This is a genomic window from Martelella mangrovi, from assembly GCF_040545495.1.
Taxonomy (GTDB): domain Bacteria; phylum Pseudomonadota; class Alphaproteobacteria; order Rhizobiales; family Rhizobiaceae; genus Martelella; species Martelella mangrovi.
This window is the reverse complement of sequence record NZ_JBEPLY010000004.1, coordinates 231,778-247,153: the sequence shown is the minus strand read 5'-3', so window position 1 is coordinate 247,153 and position 15,376 is coordinate 231,778. Positions and strand designations below refer to the sequence as shown.

14 protein-coding genes are annotated in these 15,376 nt (G+C 61.0%); 11 read left to right on the top strand and 3 right to left on the bottom strand.

Annotation, left to right across the window (positions count from 1 at the left end; all coding sequences use genetic code 11):
* The first annotated feature begins 5 nt into the window (after window positions 1–5).
* The 3 genes from trxA (at window position 6) to ABID12_RS07995 (ending at window position 2,983) form a co-directional block, all read left to right on the top strand.
* Window positions 6–329, top strand: coding sequence for a thioredoxin (trxA, locus tag ABID12_RS08005; protein ID WP_106312355.1), 324 nt, complete (start codon window positions 6–8; stop codon window positions 327–329).
* Window positions 330–551: 222 nt separating this feature from the next.
* A complete protein-coding gene (locus tag ABID12_RS08000; RefSeq protein ID WP_354433769.1) occupies window positions 552–2,129 on the top strand; it encodes an OpgD/OpgG family glucan biosynthesis protein in 1,578 nt (525 codons plus the stop codon).
* A gap of 89 nt (window positions 2,130–2,218) precedes the next feature.
* Window positions 2,219–2,983 (top strand): SDR family NAD(P)-dependent oxidoreductase, encoded by a 765-nt coding sequence (locus ABID12_RS07995; RefSeq protein ID WP_354433768.1) that lies wholly within the window; start codon window positions 2,219–2,221, stop codon window positions 2,981–2,983.
* Here ABID12_RS07995 and ABID12_RS07990 read toward each other — a convergent pair.
* The gene (locus ABID12_RS07990; RefSeq protein WP_354433767.1) at window positions 2,972–3,748 is read right to left on the bottom strand and encodes a SapC family protein; all 777 of its coding nucleotides are present in this window, start codon (window positions 3,746–3,748) and stop codon (window positions 2,972–2,974) included. The two genes, ABID12_RS07995 and ABID12_RS07990, sit on opposite strands and share 12 nt — an antisense overlap.
* 168 nt (window positions 3,749–3,916) lie before the next feature.
* Window positions 3,917–4,912 (bottom strand): LysR family transcriptional regulator, encoded by a 996-nt coding sequence (locus ABID12_RS07985; RefSeq protein WP_319518698.1) that lies wholly within the window; start codon window positions 4,910–4,912, stop codon window positions 3,917–3,919.
* A gap of 301 nt (window positions 4,913–5,213) precedes the next feature.
* Here ABID12_RS07985 and ytfQ point away from each other — a divergent pair, with 301 nt between their 5' ends.
* From ytfQ to ABID12_RS07945, 8 genes are all read left to right on the top strand, one after another.
* A complete protein-coding gene (ytfQ, locus tag ABID12_RS07980; RefSeq protein ID WP_354433766.1) occupies window positions 5,214–6,164 on the top strand; it encodes a galactofuranose ABC transporter, galactofuranose-binding protein YtfQ in 951 nt (316 codons plus the stop codon).
* A gap of 45 nt (window positions 6,165–6,209) precedes the next feature.
* Window positions 6,210–7,775, top strand: a complete 1,566-nt coding sequence (locus ABID12_RS07975; protein WP_106312308.1) for a sugar ABC transporter ATP-binding protein — start codon at window positions 6,210–6,212, stop codon at window positions 7,773–7,775.
* Complete coding sequence (locus tag ABID12_RS07970; RefSeq protein ID WP_106312303.1) at window positions 7,775–8,806, top strand: ABC transporter permease; 1,032 nt, start codon at window positions 7,775–7,777, stop codon at window positions 8,804–8,806. Before ABID12_RS07975 ends, ABID12_RS07970 begins: the two co-directional genes overlap by 1 nt.
* A complete protein-coding gene (gene yjfF, locus ABID12_RS07965; protein WP_106312300.1) occupies window positions 8,803–9,774 on the top strand; it encodes a galactofuranose ABC transporter, permease protein YjfF in 972 nt (323 codons plus the stop codon). The genes ABID12_RS07970 and yjfF overlap by 4 nt, the downstream gene beginning before the upstream one ends.
* Before the next feature lie 77 nt (window positions 9,775–9,851).
* Window positions 9,852–11,510: a ribulokinase gene (locus ABID12_RS07960; RefSeq protein WP_354433765.1), complete on the top strand. Its 1,659-nt coding sequence runs from the start codon at window positions 9,852–9,854 to the stop codon at window positions 11,508–11,510.
* 41 nt (window positions 11,511–11,551) lie between these two features.
* Complete coding sequence (gene araA / locus ABID12_RS07955; protein ID WP_354433764.1) at window positions 11,552–13,060, top strand: L-arabinose isomerase; 1,509 nt, start codon at window positions 11,552–11,554, stop codon at window positions 13,058–13,060.
* 13 nt (window positions 13,061–13,073) lie between these two features.
* Window positions 13,074–13,766 carry an L-ribulose-5-phosphate 4-epimerase gene (locus ABID12_RS07950; RefSeq protein ID WP_354433763.1) on the top strand — a complete coding sequence of 231 codons (693 nt, stop codon included), beginning with the start codon at window positions 13,074–13,076 and terminating at the stop codon, window positions 13,764–13,766.
* A 382-nt stretch (window positions 13,767–14,148) separates the two neighbouring features.
* A complete protein-coding gene (locus tag ABID12_RS07945) occupies window positions 14,149–14,940 on the top strand; it encodes a metallophosphoesterase family protein (protein ID WP_354433762.1) in 792 nt (263 codons plus the stop codon).
* Window positions 14,941–15,188: 248 nt separating this feature from the next.
* On the opposite strand, the gene ABID12_RS07940 is transcribed toward ABID12_RS07945, so the two are convergent.
* Window positions 15,189–15,332: a DUF1127 domain-containing protein gene (locus ABID12_RS07940; protein WP_319518702.1), complete on the bottom strand. Its 144-nt coding sequence runs from the start codon at window positions 15,330–15,332 to the stop codon at window positions 15,189–15,191.
* Window positions 15,333–15,376: the final 44 nt, after the last annotated feature.

The window sequence follows — 15,376 nt, the reverse complement described above, 5'->3', positions numbered from 1 at the left end:
TCATGATGACGACAGTCAAGGTCAATACTGCCAACTTCAAGCAGGAAGTGCTCGAATCCGAAGAACCCGTCGTGGTCGATTTCTGGGCCGAATGGTGCGGCCCGTGCCGGATGATCGGCCCGAGCCTCGAGGAAATCGCCGAGGAAATGAACGGCAAGGTCAAGATCGCCAAGGTCAATGTCGATGACAATCCCGATCTGGCGGTTCAGTACGGTGTCCGTTCGATCCCGATGCTGGCCATGTTCAAGGGCGGTGAGCTTGCCGACGTCAAGGTCGGTGCTGCCCCCAAGACCGCGCTTTCGACCTGGATTTCCGGCGTCGTCGGCTAAACCGGCTGCGGTTGGTTTCACCTTTCGAAGCCCGCTTCTGGACGGAGGCGGGCTTAGTTTTTTTATAAATCTTTCTTCCGCCTCCGTGCTTAGGTTTTGCAGCTAATCCGAGCCTGTTTTTCAGACGGGCTTCTGTATATTTTTCAGAAAACGGGAACTTCGGGTGATCGACCGCGTTAACGCATCCAGAGTGTTTTCGGTCCCCCTCGGAGTATCCCCCTTATGACGAACCGTTCCGTTCCGCCTTCCCGTCTCTCGTTCCTTCTTCTTCCCGTTCTTGCCCTCTCCACCTTGTCTAGCACAGCCTCCGCTCAGGATTTCAAACCCGAGCTTGGCCCGGCCGAACCGTTTTCCTTCGAAACCCTGGCCGAGGAGGCAAAGGGGCTTTCGCAAAAGCCTTTCGAAGCCTATCCGGTGGAACAGCCTGAACTGTTCGATGCCATCGATTACGATGCCCACTGGAAGATCGTGTTCCGCAAGGACCACACGGTTGATGTCGGTGATGCGCCGGTCCAGTTCTTCCATCAGGGCCGTTATTTCAAGGAACCGGTGACGATCAAGGTGGTTGAGGATGGCGAGGCGCGTGAAGTGCTCTATGACGCCCAATATTTCGACATGCCGGATGACAGCCCGGCCAAGGCGGTGGAGGATTTCGCCGGCTTTGCCGGGTTCCGCGTCATGCGCCCCGATCTGAAGACAGACTGGATCTCATTCCTGGGCGCGAGCTATTTCCGCACCGACGGGCCGGACGGGCAGTACGGGCTTTCCGCCCGCGCCTTGGCTGTCGACACCGGGCTTTCGCGGCCGGAGGAATTTCCGCGCTTTACAACGTTTTATCTCGAAGAGGACGATAAATCCGGCGACAATGTCGTCATCTACGCCCTGCTTGACAGCAAGAGCGTGGCCGGCGCCTATCGTATCGAGGCGGAAAACGAAGACGGCGAGGGGCAGGTCCTCAATATCAAGAGCCGGCTGTTTTTCCGCGAACCGGTGGAGCGGCTCGGGATCGCGCCGCTGACCTCGATGTACTGGTATTCCGAAACCCATCGCAACATGGCCTTCGACTGGCGTCCGGAAGTTCACGACAGCGACGGGCTGGAAATTCTGGCTGGTTCGGGCGAACAGATCTGGCGGCCGCTCAACAACCCGCCGCGCGTCGTGACCTCGAGCTTCTACGACGAGAACCCGAAGGGCTTCGGCCTGATCCAGCGCGACCGCAATTTCGATCACTATCAGGATGACGGTGTGTTCTATAACCGTCGCGCTTCCGCCTGGATCGAGCCGGAGGGGGACTGGGGCAAGGGCATGGTTCAGCTTGTCGAGCTGCCCTCCGACGACGAGATCTACGACAATATCGTTGCCTACTGGCTGCCGGAGGATTTGCCGAAGGCGGGTGACGAACGCGATTTCTCCTACACGCTCACCTGGGCAAAGACCGCGCCGCCGAGTGAGCGACTTGCCGAAACCACGGCAAGCCGCATCGGCCGCGGCGGTGTGCCGGGCCAGCCGCGCCCGGGCGATCAGGTGAAGGTGGTCGTTGATTTTTCCGGTCCCGCGGTTGAGGGGCTGACGGATGATGACGACGTTGAGCCGGAAATCACCGTTGGCGACGGCGCGGAAGTTCTCAACGCCTATGCGATGCAGATTGTGGGCACGGACGATTGGCGGCTGACCTACGACCTGAAATTCGACGGCACGGCCGATACGGTTGATGTCCGCGCCTATCTGGCCGAAGATGGCGAACCGCTGACCGAGACCTGGCTTGGCCAGCTGCACCCGGCCCAGTTCGCCCCGCACTGAAAAAACGTCGTCCGGCGCGGTGAAAGGAATATCGCCGCGCCGTCGCCCGGGCGCTGGACGGCATTGAAACAGAAAGGGAGGGACCCGGCGTGATACCTGTCAATGATCTGGAGGGACTGAAGGTTCTGATCACCGGTGCAAGCTCCGGCATCGGGGCGGCTGCCGCAACGGCCTTTTCTCGCGTCGGCGCCGAGGTGACACTTCACTACAATGCCCGCCGGGACGCGGCTGAAAGCCTTGCGGCTGCGCTGCGCGAAGAGGGCGGCACCGTGCATCTCGTCTCCGGTGATGTGACCCGGGCGGATGACGCGGAAGATATCGTCGCACGGTCTGTGGCGATGATGGGCGGGCTCGACTGCCTCGTGAACAATGCCGGTGCAATCGGGCGCACGCCGTCTGCCGGTTTCGACGAAGCCGTCTACGATCAGGTCTTCGATCTCAACACCCGGTCGGTGCTCAGGCTGGTGGGCCATGCTGCCCCGGCCCTTAAAGCAAGCGATCGGGCTTCGGTTATCAATCTGGGTTCGATTGCCGGGCACAATGGCGGCGCGCCGGGCTCGGGCATCTATGCCGCGGCCAAGGCGGCGGTGCATTCGCTGACACGGGCGCTTGCCCGCGAAATGGCGCCCGACGGCATTCGCGTCAACGCCATTGCGCCGGGCGTCATCGAAACCCCGTTCCATGACGATACGCCGGACGCCGTGCTTGAGGCGGCGCTGAACGCGATTCCGCTTGGCCGCCTTGGTGTTCCGGAAGATTGCGCCTGGAGCTTCGTCTTCCTGGCCTCGCCGACCATGTCCGGCTACATCACCGGCCAGATCATCGACATCAACGGCGGTCAGTTAATGCCGTGACAGCGCGTCCTTGCCGTTTGCCGAGACCTGCCGGTTGCGCTCCATCAGCAGGCCCCAGTTCTGGGCGGAGGCAAGATGCAGGGCCGCGGCATCGGTCCAGCCCTTCTCGGTCCACTGTTTGAGCGTGCGGGCTGGCAGGTTGCGGTAGCGTTCCGGGTCGATCACGCTGAAACCGTCGAGCCGGTAGCGGGTCTTGTCGGGAAATTCCATATCGACATGACGGGCAACCAGAATATCGGTGTCCGTAAGCGCCTTCAGAAAGGCCGTGTCCTGCGCACGGTGCTGGTGATAGGCCTCGCAAAGCTGCAGCATCGGCTCCACCACCTTGCTTGCCGTGCCGTCGTCATTGAAGATCGGTGCGGCATCCGGAGCCTCGGCAAGCGGCTTCACGCGGCCGCTTTCGCTGTCATAGGCAAGGTAGCGCGTGTCTTCATTGGGCGCCTGGACCAGAATGAACGGGTAGCGGCGGATATAGGCCGGCACATAGGCATGCGGCGCCCAGCTTCCGTCGCCTTCCAGCATCAGGTTATGGCCCTGTTTGAGACCGACGATCGCAACCGGCGCCGGTGAGCCGCCGGCATCGATGAAAACAATCGGATAATGGCGCACGGCCGGCATGAATTCCGTTACCGAAAGCGGGATGGCCGTCGCGTTTGAAGAAAAGGAGAAGTCGTTTTTGGCAACAAGACCAAGCCCCTTGTGCTCTTCAAAACGCAGGATCTGTGGCTTCCGGTAAAACAGCGGCATGGGGTTTTGCGTTGTCATCGAAACTCTTCCTTCATCCGCAGGCGAAAATGCTGATTCGCCTTTTCTACTATTGATGCCGCAAGCCGACAATTGCCGAATATCATCTATTCCGCGGTTGGAAATGTGAGGTTTATGCGACAATCAACGGCGTTGGCACAGGGCGGAGTTGGCTCGCAACCGTGCTGTTCAGCGGTTGACCAGGTCTTCGGGAAACTGGTCTGGGCTCAGAGCGATCTGCCGGTCGATCAGCGTCAGCACCCGTTCCACCGGCGGCGGCTGGACGGCGGTGATGCGCTGGATGATTGAATAGGAACTGACATCGATATTCTCACGCACCGGCAACCGGCGGATTGCCGCCCCCAACGTGCCGTCGGCATGCAGGAAATCGGCGACCGGACGGGCCACCGGCGTCACCGCGTCGGTCTGCGAAATGATGGCGAGCGACAGCAGCGGTGAGGTGGTGACAAACACATGGCGGGGCAGGGTGAAGCCGTTGGCCAGAAGATGCGCCTCGATCGACCGGCGCATCGGTGTGCCGACCGGTTGCAGCACCCAGTCATATGCGAGGCAATCGCCAATCGAGAGCGTGTCGCGTTCGCAAAGCGGATGGTCCAGTCTGGCGATCATGTCGATCGGTTCGACACCCAGCGGACGCATGGTTACGGACTTCGCATCCACATCCTCGGGAAGGCGGCCGATGTAGAAATCGAGATCATGGGAAAACAGCGCTTCGGCCAGTTTCTCGCTGGTGTCGACCAGAACCGAAAGCTCGATTTCAGGGTAGTTTTCCCTCAGCTCGCGAACGACCGGCAGCACGAGCTGCATGGCAGGGCCGGTGACTGCGCCGATGCGGACCTGGCCGCGCGCGCCGTCGACGATCTGCGAGATTTCCTGATGCGCGTGGTCGAGCTGATTGAGAATGATCAGCGCCTGGCGCGCCATTGCCTGTCCGGCCTCGCTCAAGACAACGCCGCGGCCGTGACGCTCGTAGAGCTTGGCGCCGACGGTGTGCTCCAGTTCGGACAACAGACGCGATGCCGCCGACTGGGTCATGCCCAGTTGTGCGGCGGCGGAAGAAATCTGGCCTTTGCGGTCGAGAAGGGCGATCAGGCGCATCTGCGAAAACCGCAGACCGCGCCGGATGAACTCGTCCTGGCTCCCATAGCGTTGGTTGTGCGCCATAACATCCATACCAATTCTGCTATATCAGAAACACGATTATTCATTTGTACGTATGACGGGAAATTGTAACAATTCCCCGCATCGCAAGGCCTTTAAACGCAGGAATGTCGGGCAGATCACGCCCTGGTTCCGCGTTGGTCGACACGGTTTCGCCGGGAGGAAACGTCGAACACCATGTTATCCATGCCATTGTGATGCTTCGGCCGCAAGGGCCGAAAGGCAGGGTTTCCGCATCCGGCGGGGACCGGTGCCTGAACGGCGGGAAGACCTGCCGTTCGTTCCTAAAGGGAGGACAAGACAGATGAAATCCATACTTCTTGCAGGTGTTGCTGCATTCACGCTTGCCGCCACTGCCGCTTCTGCGCAGACGGTCGGCTTTTCGCAGATCGGCTCGGAATCGGGCTGGCGCGCTGCCGAAACGACGCTGACCAAACAGCAGGCCGAAGAGCGCGGCATCGATCTGAAATTCTCTGATGCCCAGCAGAAGCAGGAAAACCAGATCGCGGCCATTCGCGCTTTCGTTGCGCAGGGCGTCGATGCCATTCTGCTCGCCCCGGTTGTTGCGACCGGCTGGGACAGTGCACTGGAAGAAGCCAAGGACTATGACATTCCCGTCATCCTGCTCGACCGGCAGATTGACGCATCCGACGATCTCTACATGACAGCCGTCGGTGCCGACAGCGTTCATGAAGGCGAAGTTGCCGGCGGATGGCTGGTCGACACGGTCGATGGCAAGGACTGCAATGTTGTCGAGCTTCAGGGCACGACCGGGTCGTCCGTTGCGATTGAACGCAAGGAAGGCTTTGAAAAGGCAATCGCCGATCATCCGAATGTCACGATCATCCGCAGCCAGACCGGCGACTTCACCCGCTCCGGCGGCAAGGAAGTCATGGAAAGCTTCATTCAGGCTGAAAACGGCGGCGAAAACATCTGCGCGCTGTTCTCGCACAATGACGACATGGCTGTCGGCGCGATCCAGGCCATCAAGGAAGCCGGCCTTAAACCCGGTGAGGATATCCTGACGGTGTCGATCGACGGTGTACCGGATTACTTCCAGGCGATGGCCAATGGCGAAGCCAATGCCACCGTGGAACTGACGCCGAACATGGCCGGTCCCGCCTTTGACGTTCTGGAAGCCTATTGGGCCGACGGCACCATGCCGGAGAAATTCATCCAGACGGATTCGAAGATCTACACGCAGGCTGACGATCCGACGGCTGAATATGAACGCCGCAAGGGCCTTGGCTACTGATTGATCCTCCCGGAAGCGGCCGGGGCTTGCCCCGGCCGCATCTACATGACGGCGCCCCGGCGCCGAAGGATTGCGCCAAGGTGCTTCGAAATGCTTCTCACTATCCAAGATCTCACCAAGACTTTCGTTGGCATGAAAGCCCTCGACAGCGTCGACTTCGAGCTGGCCGCCGGCGAAGTGCATGCATTGCTCGGCGAAAACGGCGCCGGTAAATCGACGCTGATCAAATGCCTGACCGGGGCCTATACCCGCGACGAAGGCACGATCACGCTTGAGGGCAAGCAGATTTCGCCGCGCTCGACATCCGAGGCGCAGGAACTGGGGATCGGCACGGTCTACCAGGAAGTCAACCTGCTGCCCAATCTGACCGTGGCCCAGAACCTGACATTCGGCCATGAAAAGCGCCGGTTTGGCATTATCGATGCACGCGCCCAGAAGCGCGATGCCGAGGCCATGCTGGAAGGTTACGGTCTCGACATCGATGTCGGGCGCGATCTCGGCGTCTATTCCGTCGCCATTCAGCAGGTCATTGCGATTGCCCGCGCCGTGGCGCTGTCGGGCAAGGTGCTGATCCTCGATGAGCCGACCGCCAGCCTCGATACGCGCGAGGTCGAAATGCTGTTCGGCGTGGTCCGGCAGCTGCGCGACAAGGGGCTCGGGATCATTTTCGTGTCGCACTTCCTCGATCAGGTCTTCGAGATCACGGACAGGCTGACGGTGCTGCGCAACGGCTGCAAGATCACGACGGAAGTGACGGCCGAACTCGACCGCGTCAAGCTGATCGAACACATGCTCGGGCGCACGCTGGACGAAGAAGAGGAAGCCGGAACCCGGCGGACCACCGAAGGCCGCGTCAGCGCCGATCCGCTGCTCACCTTTGAAGGCGTCGGCCGCAAGAGCTTTGTCGAGCCGTTCGATCTTGAGGTGCACAAGGGCGAAGTGGTCGCGCTTGCCGGTCTTCTCGGCTCGGGCCGCACGGAAACGGCGGAGCTTATTTTCGGCGTGCACACGGCGCAGACGGGCAAGATTGCGGATGCCTCCGGTCCCCTGAAGATCGGCAGTCCGCGTGATGCGATTGCGGCCGGTTTCGGCTTTGCCCCGGAAGACCGCAAGACCGACGGCATTATCGCCGACCTGTCGATCCGCGAAAACATCGCGCTGGCGCTTCAGGCCCGGCGCGGCTGGGCGCGGCCGATTGCCCGCTCCGAACAGGATCGGCTGGCGGCCGATTATATCGAGAAACTGGATATCCGCACGTCGGGGCCTGAAAAGGCGGTCGGCGAGCTTTCGGGCGGCAACCAGCAGAAAGTGGTGCTGGCGCGCTGGCTGGCGATGAACCCGCGTTTTCTGATTCTCGACGAGCCGACACGGGGGATCGATGTCGGCGCCCATGCGGAAATTCTGCATCTGGTGCGTGAAATTACGGCCGAAGGCATGTCGATCCTGATCATTTCGTCAGAGCTGGATGAATTGATCGCGGTGTCCGACCGGGTGATCGTCGTGCGCGACCGCCGCCATGTCGCGGAACTGACCGGGTCGGAGATCGCAACCGACAATATCGTCAAGGCGATTGCCAGCTCGAACAAGACGAATGAAAAGGAGGCGGTCTGATGCCCGGAGGTCTGAAACGGGTTCTTCCGCAACTGATCACGCTTGTCGTTCTGGTGGCGCTGGTCAGCATCGTGTTCCCGAGCTTTCTGCAGATCGATTATGCCAATGGCCGGTTTGTCGGCCCCGTGATCGATGTGGTCAAACGCGGCGCGCCGGTCGCACTTCTGGCAATCGGCATGACGCTGGTCGTCGCCACCAAGGGGATCGACCTTTCGGTGGGCACGGTGATCGCCATTACCGGAGCCGTTGCCGCAGCAACCATTGCCGCCGGATATGGACTGGTTGCCGCCGTGCTGATGGCGCTGGCGGCGGGGCTTGCCGCGGGGCTTTTCAACGGCGTTCTGGTTGCCTTTATCGGTATCCAGCCGATTGTCGCCACGCTGATATTGATGATTTCCGGACGCGGCATTGCCCAGCTGATTACCGAAGGCCGGATCCTGACCTTCAACCTGCCGGGCTTTGCCTTCCTCGGCTCCGGCGACATTCTCGGGATTCCGGTTCCGACATGGATCTGGATCATCACGGCCGCGCTTGTCATTTTCGTCATGCGGCGCTCGGCACTGGGCATGCTGGTGGAATCGATCGGCATCAACCGCCGGGCCAGCGCGCTGGCCGGCGTGAATGCCCGGGTTCTGCTGATTGCTGTTTATATGGCGTCTGGAATGTGCGCGGCTCTGGCCGGGATCATCACCACGGCCGATATTCGCGGCGCCGATGCCAACAATGCCGGCCTGTGGCTGGAACTCGATGCGGTGCTCGCCACGGTGATCGGCGGCAATTCGCTGATGGGCGGGCGGTTTTCGATTTCCGCGTCGGTCATCGGCGCGCTGATCATCCAGACCATCGACACCGGCATTCTTCTGGCGGGCTTCCCGTCGGAATACAATCTCGTCATCAAGGCGACGCTCGTTGTCATCATCCTTGTCCTGCAATCGCCCAATGTCGCCGGCAACCTCAAATTTCTGAGGCAGAGTCTTTTCAGCCGGGGCGACAAGGCCGGTGAAGCCGGACTGCAGGAGGCAGGCAAATGAAAAATCCGCGTTTATACCCGCTTTTTGCAACCATCGTGATTTTCATCCTGGCCTATCTGGTCTGCTACATCCAGTTTCCGTTCATGCTGTCGACCCGGGTGGCCGGCAACCTTCTGACGGACAACGCCTATCTCGGCATTGTTGCCGTCGGCATGACGGTGGTGATCCTGTCGGGCGGCATCGACCTTTCGGTCGGCTCGGTGATTGCCTTTTCAGGGGTTTTCATCGCGGTGATGCTGCGCGACACCGGGCTGCACCCGATGGTGGTTTTCGCCATGCTTCTGGTGCTGACAACGGCCTTTGGCGCGGCGATGGGCTGGCTGATCTATACGCTTGGCATGCCGGCCTTCATCGTGACGCTGGCCGGCATGTTCCTGGCCCGCGGCCTTGCCTATATGCTGACCATCGACTCGGTGCCGATCGACAACGCCTTCTTCGAGATGCTGCAGAAGGCCTACTGGCTGATGCCGGGCAAGGGGCGGCTGACGCTGATCGGCGTGATCATGCTTTTAGCCTTCGTCTTCGGCCATTTCGTGGCCCACAAGACCCGCTTCGGCGCCAATGTGTTCGCCATCGGTGGCGGTGACCAGACGGCAAGGCTGATGGGGGCCAGGGTCGGTCGCACCACGATCATGATTTATGCCTTTTCCGGGCTGATGGCGGGCCTTGCCGGTATCGTCTTCGCGATCTACACGGGCTCCGGCTATCCGCTGGCGACCGTCGGCACGGAACTGACGGCGATTGCGACCGTCGTTATCGGCGGCACCATTCTGACCGGTGGCGCGGGTTATGTTTTCGGCACGCTTTTCGGCGTGTTGACCATGGGGCTTATCCAGACCTACATCGTCTTTGACGGGACGCTGTCGAGCTGGTGGACCAAGATGGCAATCGGCATTTTGCTGTTGCTTTTCATTCTGCTGCAAAAGGGACTGCTCAAGCTGACTGTCGAACGGACGGCGGCATCCTGATCCAGGGAACACCAGTTCCCGGCGCGGGTCAGACAGCCGTGCCGGGAGCGAGGCGAGACAATAAAAAAGAGGCAACCATGTTCTCCATCGGAATCGACTATGGAACCAATTCGGTTCGCGCGCTCGTCGTCGGGTGCGACGACGGTTTTGAATACGGCACCCATGTCTACAATTATCCAAGCGGCGACCAGGGTGTGCTGCTTGACCCCTCCGACCCGTTGCTCGCGCGTCAAAGCCCGGCGGACTATCTGAAGGGGCTGGAGGAAAGCGTGCGCGGGGCGCTCGCCGAAGCGTCGAAGCACAAGGCCTTCGATCCGCAAAAGGTGATCGGCATCGGCGTGGATTCGACCGGTTCCAGCCCGTTGCCGGTTGATGAGAACAATGGCGCGCTGTCGATGGACCCGCGCTTTACCGACAATCTCAACGCCTATTGCTGGCTGTGGAAGGACCACACGAGCTGGCGCGAAGCGGAAAAGATCACGGCGCTCGGCAAGGACGAGCGGCCGGAATATCTCGCCATGGTCGGCGATACCTATTCGTCGGAATGGTGGTGGTCGAAGATCTGGCACTGCCTCAATGTCGATCGTTCCGTTTTTGATGCGGCGGCATCCTGGGTGGAGCTTGCCGACTGGATTCCTTCCGTGCTTGCCGGCGTCAAGGCGCCGGCCGACGTCAAGCGCGGCGTCTGCGCTGCCGGCCACAAGGGGCTTTACAACCCCAAATGGGGCGGCCTGCCGGACAAGGAGTTCCTCGGCAAGCTCGATCCCGCCATCGCCGATCTGCGCGACCGGCTTTATGATACGGCGCAGGATATTTCCGTACCGGCCGGCACGCTTTGCCCCGAATGGGCGGAAAAGCTCGGCCTTCCCGAGGGCATCGCCATTGCCACCGGCGCATTCGACAACCATCTGGGCTCGATCGGCTGCGGCATCGAGGAAGGCATGCTGGTCAAGGTTATCGGCACCTCGACCTGCGACTGCGCCATTGTCGATCTGTCGAAGTCCGACACCATTCCCGGCGTTTGCGGCATTGTCGAAGGGTCGATCCTGCCGGGCTTTTTCGGGATCGAGGCCGGGCAATCCGCCGTCGGCGACATCTTCAAATGGTGGGTCGAGCGGGTCTGCCAGGGCGGGCCGGACCTGCACCGTGAACTGACCGAGGAAGCAACGGCGATGAAGCCCGGCCAGAGCGGCCTTCTGGCGCTCGACTGGAACAACGGCAACCGCACCATTCTCGTCGACCAGCGGCTGACGGGTCTGATCATCGGCCAGACGCTCTATTCGACCCGTGCGGAAATCTACCGCGCCCTGGTCGAGGCGACGGCCTTTGGCGCGCGCGCGATTGTCGAGCGGATGACGGATTTCGGCGTGCCGATCGACAAGGTCGTCTGCGCCGGCGGCATTGCCGAAAAGAACCCGATGCTGATGCAGATCTATGCCGACGTGATGAACCGCACCATGCTGGTGACCCGTTCGGCCCAGACCTGCGCGCTGGGGGCGGCTGTGGCTGCCGCTGCCGTCGGCGGATCGCACGAGACCATCGGCGAGACGACGCGCGCGATGACCGGTCTGAAGGACATCCGCTACGATCCCATCCCTGAAAACGTCGCGATCTATGAAGAGCTTTACGGGCTCTACCTGACGCTCCACGACGGTTTCGGCGGCATTACCCGCGACAGTGACCTGTCGAAGGTGATGAAGGATCTGATCGACATCAGGGAAAAGGTGCGGGGCTGAAGCGCCCGCCTCATACGTTTTTTGCAGAAGGAAGAAATAACATGATCGGCCTGAAGCCCCTCAAGATCTGGTTCGTGTGCGGCTCGCAGCACCTTTACGGACCTGAAGCGCTGGCGGAAGTCGACGCGCAGTTCAACGCCATTGCCGCAGCGCTTTCCAAGGATGGCAATCTGTCGCTCGAAATCGTGCCGCAGCCTGTTGTCAAAAGCCCGGCGGAAGCCGCCGAGCTTGCCGTGCGCGCCAATTCCGATCCGGAATGCGGCGGTCTGATCCTGTGGATGCACACATTCTCGCCCTCGAAAATGTGGATCCGCGGGCTTTCCATGCTCAACAAGCCGTTCCTGCATTTCCATACGCAATATGCCCGCGAACTGCCGTGGGACACGATCGATATGGATTACATGAACCTCAACCAGTCGGCCCATGGCGACCGTGAGGCAGGCTTCATCCACACCCGCATGCGGCTTGGCCGCAAGGTGGTTTCCGGCCACTGGTCGGACCCGGAGGTTCACGCGCGGATCGATGCCTGGATGCGCGCCGCGCGCGCCTGGGACGACTGGCAGGGCGGCCGGTTCTGCCGCTTCGGCGACAATATGCGCGAGGTTGCGGTGACCGAGGGCGACAAGGTCGCCGCCGAAATGAAGCTCGGCTTTGCCGTCAACGGCTATGGCATCATGGACCTCGTCGATGTGATGAACACGCTTGACGACGATGACGTTGCCGCACTCGCCGCCGAATACGAGAACCAGTATGACGTCGTCGATGTGCTGAAAAAGGGTGGCGAACGCCATGATGCGCTGCTGAACACCGCCCGCCAGGAACTCGGCCTCAAGGCCTTCATGGAAGCCGGCGGTTTCAAGGGCTTTACCGATACGTTCGAGGACCTGCACGGCATGGAAACGCTGCCGGGCATGGCCGCCCAGCGGATGATGGCGGCCGGTTACGGCTTTGCCGGCGAGGGCGACTGGAAGACGGTGGCGCTGGTGCGCGCGCTGAAGGTGATGGGCCATGGCCTCAGCGGCGCGACCTCGTTCATGGAGGACTACACCTATCATATGGCGCCGGGCCACGAGCAGGTGCTGGGTTCGCATATGCTGGAAGTCTGCCCGTCGATTGCCGATGGCACGCCGAAGGTCGAAATCCACCCGCTCGGCATTGGCGGCAAGGCCGATCCGGTGCGCATGGTCTTCAACGCGAAGCTCGGCCCGGCGCTCAATGCCTCGCTGATGGATATGGGCAACCGGTTCCGCCTGCTGGTCAACGAGGTGACGTCGGTTTCCCATCCGGACCTGCCCAACCTGCCGGTTGCGCGCGCCGTGTGGGAATGCAAGCCGGACTTCAAGACCGCGCTTTCGGCGTGGATCCTTGCCGGCGGCGCGCATCACACCGCCTACAGCAACGACGTGACGACGGAAATGCTGGACGATTTCGCCACCATGGCCGGGATCGAACTGGCCGTGATCAACGAGGATACGAAGCTCGACCGTTTCCGGCAGGATCTCAGGAACAACGAGATCTACTGGCATCTCGGTCTCGGCATCAAGGCTTGAGAAAGGGCATCAGATGTATACCGAAATCCGGCGCGAGGCCTATGAGGCCAATATCGCGCTTCCAAGACACGGGCTGATCAACCTGACCTTCGGCAATGCCAGCGCCGTCGACCGCGACAAGGGCGTCTTCGCCATCAAACCATCCGGCGTCGATTATGACGAGCTGTCGCCGGAAAACATGGTGATCGTCGATTTCGACGGGGAAATCGTGGAGGGCAATATGAGGCCCTCCTCCGACACGCCGACGCATCGCTGCCTGCTGATGGCCTTTGAAGGCATCGGCGGCGTGGTCCACACCCATTCCACCAAGGCGACCGCCTTTGCCCAGGCGGGCAGGGCGATCCCCAATTTCGGCACCACCCACGCCGATTATTTCTACGGTGAAATCCCGGTGACGCGGAAGATGACGCCGGAGGAAATCGCGTCTGCCTATGAATGGGAAACCGGCAATGTCATCCTCGAACGGTTCAAGGGCCTGAACCCGCTCGATTTTCCGGGCGTTCTCGTTAACCGCCATGCGCCGTTCACCTGGGGCAAATCGGTGGCCAAGTCCGTCGAGGTCGCCGTGGCGGTGGAATGCATTGCCGAAATGGCGCTGATGTCGATCCAGATCAATCCGGGCCTGCAGGCAATCGAGCAGGAACTGCTCGACAAGCATTTTCTGCGCAAGCACGGCGCGACGGCCTATTACGGCCAGCCGGAATAGGCTGTTCCGCTGTGTCTGAATTGAAGGCCGTCCCTTGCGGGCGGCCGCAGTTCGTTGACAAAGCCCTGCAAGCAATCACAGCTTTGCCTATCCTCCACCGTCATACCGGCCTTGAGCCGGTATCCAGTAAGCGCAAGTCCTTGCGCGCAAAGACTCTTTCTGGAAGCGTACAGCAAGCGGCCCTGGATACCGGCTCAAGGCCGGTATGACGAAAGAACGTGGGGCGAGCTTTGTCAGCACTCTGAGGTCGTCCCTTACGGGCGATCTTTCGTTTTTTGTGCGGATGTCGAAGATGTGTTGAACTGCCCCCTGACGGGCCCTAATCTTGTGAGGGCCGGAGCGATTGTCCGGCTGTTTGTTTCAACAGAGGTTCGCATTGCCGATGAAGTCACTCCGTCGTCTGTTTTCTTCGCCCGCGCCCCAGCCTCGCCCGGAGCCGCCACCGGCTTTTCGCGGCGGCCTGCCGAAGCCGGAGGAAGCCTTTGTCGCGATCGGGGATGTGCATGGCTGTGCCGAAAATCTTGCGCGCCTCTGGGAAAAGCTCGAACGGCAGGCGCCGGGCATGCCTGTTGTTCATGTCGGCGACTATGTTGATCGCGGCGAAAATTCAGCTAAAGTGCTCAACATGCTGTTCGAACGACAGCGGGACGTTGGCGATATCGTCTGTCTTGCGGGCAATCACGAGGAGATGTTTCTCGGTTTTCTGGACGACCCGACGGAAAAAGGCGAGCGCTGGCTGCGCTATGGCGGGCTGCAGACCGTAGCGAGTTTCGGTCCGGGCACCACCGGCGAGGCCTATGGCAAGCATGATCTGCAGCGCCTCAGGGATGCGGTCGTTGAAAGTCTTGGTACGGCGCAGCTGGAATGGCTGCGGAATTTGCCGCTGATCTGGTCGAGCGGCAATCTTTCGGTCGTGCATGCCGGCGCCGATCCGCGCAAGCCGCTCGATGAGCAGCCCAGACGCAACCTCACCTGGGGGCACCAGGCTTTCGGGCAGTTGCCGCGCCGGGATGGTCTGTGGATCGTGCATGGTCACACCGTCGTGCCGGTCCCGCAGATGGCCAACGGCGTCGTCTCCATCGACACAGGCGCCTACGCAACGGACCGTCTGACCGCCGCCATCGTCCGGCCGGATCGCGAGGTCGAGTTCATTCAGGCGACATCCGGCAGGTAGCCGGATCATCAAGGGCGTTTCGCGCGGATTGTCGTGATGCAATTCCGCAGGGCTTGCGGGAGCGCTGCCCGGTGTCTTCGCTCGGACAAAAGAAAACGCCCACCGGGGGAGGAGGATCCGGTGGGCGTCATCATAGTGACCAGCGATTGGGAGGAGGAGGATCGCCGGTCGAAATCGAAGTGCGCTGGGAGGAGGAGGGCGCAGCTCCGACAACTTTGTCTCGGCTCGGTTGCGAGCCGGGGAATTCCTTAGAACGAGGCCTTGCGGGCAACGCGGCGAATGTCTTCGCGGTTGATGCCGAGGTCGTGCAGTTCGCGGTTGCTCATACGGCCAAGCTCGGTAACCGTTTCGCGGTATTTGAGCCAGTTGTTGAACGAACGGGTCATGCTCATTTCCGGTCTCCTTGTTGGCTTGAGGCTTCGTGTTCGCTTTCGAT

What these genes read in the sequence shown, in the direction of transcription:
- ABID12_RS07990 (WP_354433767.1), bottom strand. Translation starts at nt 3,748, where the DNA reads ATGACAACGCAAAACCCCATGCCGCTGTTTTACCGGAAGCCACAGATC.
- ABID12_RS07985 (WP_319518698.1), bottom strand. Translation starts at nt 4,912, where the DNA reads ATGGCGCACAACCAACGCTATGGGAGCCAGGACGAGTTCATCCGGCGC.
- ABID12_RS07975 (WP_106312308.1), top strand. Translation starts at nt 6,210, where the DNA reads ATGACGGCGCCCCGGCGCCGAAGGATTGCGCCAAGGTGCTTCGAAATG.
- ABID12_RS07945 (WP_354433762.1), top strand. Translation starts at nt 14,149, where the DNA reads ATGAAGTCACTCCGTCGTCTGTTTTCTTCGCCCGCGCCCCAGCCTCGC.
- ABID12_RS07950 (WP_354433763.1), top strand. Translation starts at nt 13,074, where the DNA reads ATGTATACCGAAATCCGGCGCGAGGCCTATGAGGCCAATATCGCGCTT.
- trxA (WP_106312355.1), top strand. Translation starts at nt 6, where the DNA reads ATGACGACAGTCAAGGTCAATACTGCCAACTTCAAGCAGGAAGTGCTC.
- yjfF (WP_106312300.1), top strand. Translation starts at nt 8,803, where the DNA reads ATGAAAAATCCGCGTTTATACCCGCTTTTTGCAACCATCGTGATTTTC.
- ABID12_RS08000 (WP_354433769.1), top strand. Translation starts at nt 552, where the DNA reads ATGACGAACCGTTCCGTTCCGCCTTCCCGTCTCTCGTTCCTTCTTCTT.
- ABID12_RS07940 (WP_319518702.1), bottom strand. Translation starts at nt 15,332, where the DNA reads ATGAGCATGACCCGTTCGTTCAACAACTGGCTCAAATACCGCGAAACG.
- ytfQ (WP_354433766.1), top strand. Translation starts at nt 5,214, where the DNA reads ATGAAATCCATACTTCTTGCAGGTGTTGCTGCATTCACGCTTGCCGCC.
- ABID12_RS07960 (WP_354433765.1), top strand. Translation starts at nt 9,852, where the DNA reads ATGTTCTCCATCGGAATCGACTATGGAACCAATTCGGTTCGCGCGCTC.
- araA (WP_354433764.1), top strand. Translation starts at nt 11,552, where the DNA reads ATGATCGGCCTGAAGCCCCTCAAGATCTGGTTCGTGTGCGGCTCGCAG.
- ABID12_RS07970 (WP_106312303.1), top strand. Translation starts at nt 7,775, where the DNA reads ATGCCCGGAGGTCTGAAACGGGTTCTTCCGCAACTGATCACGCTTGTC.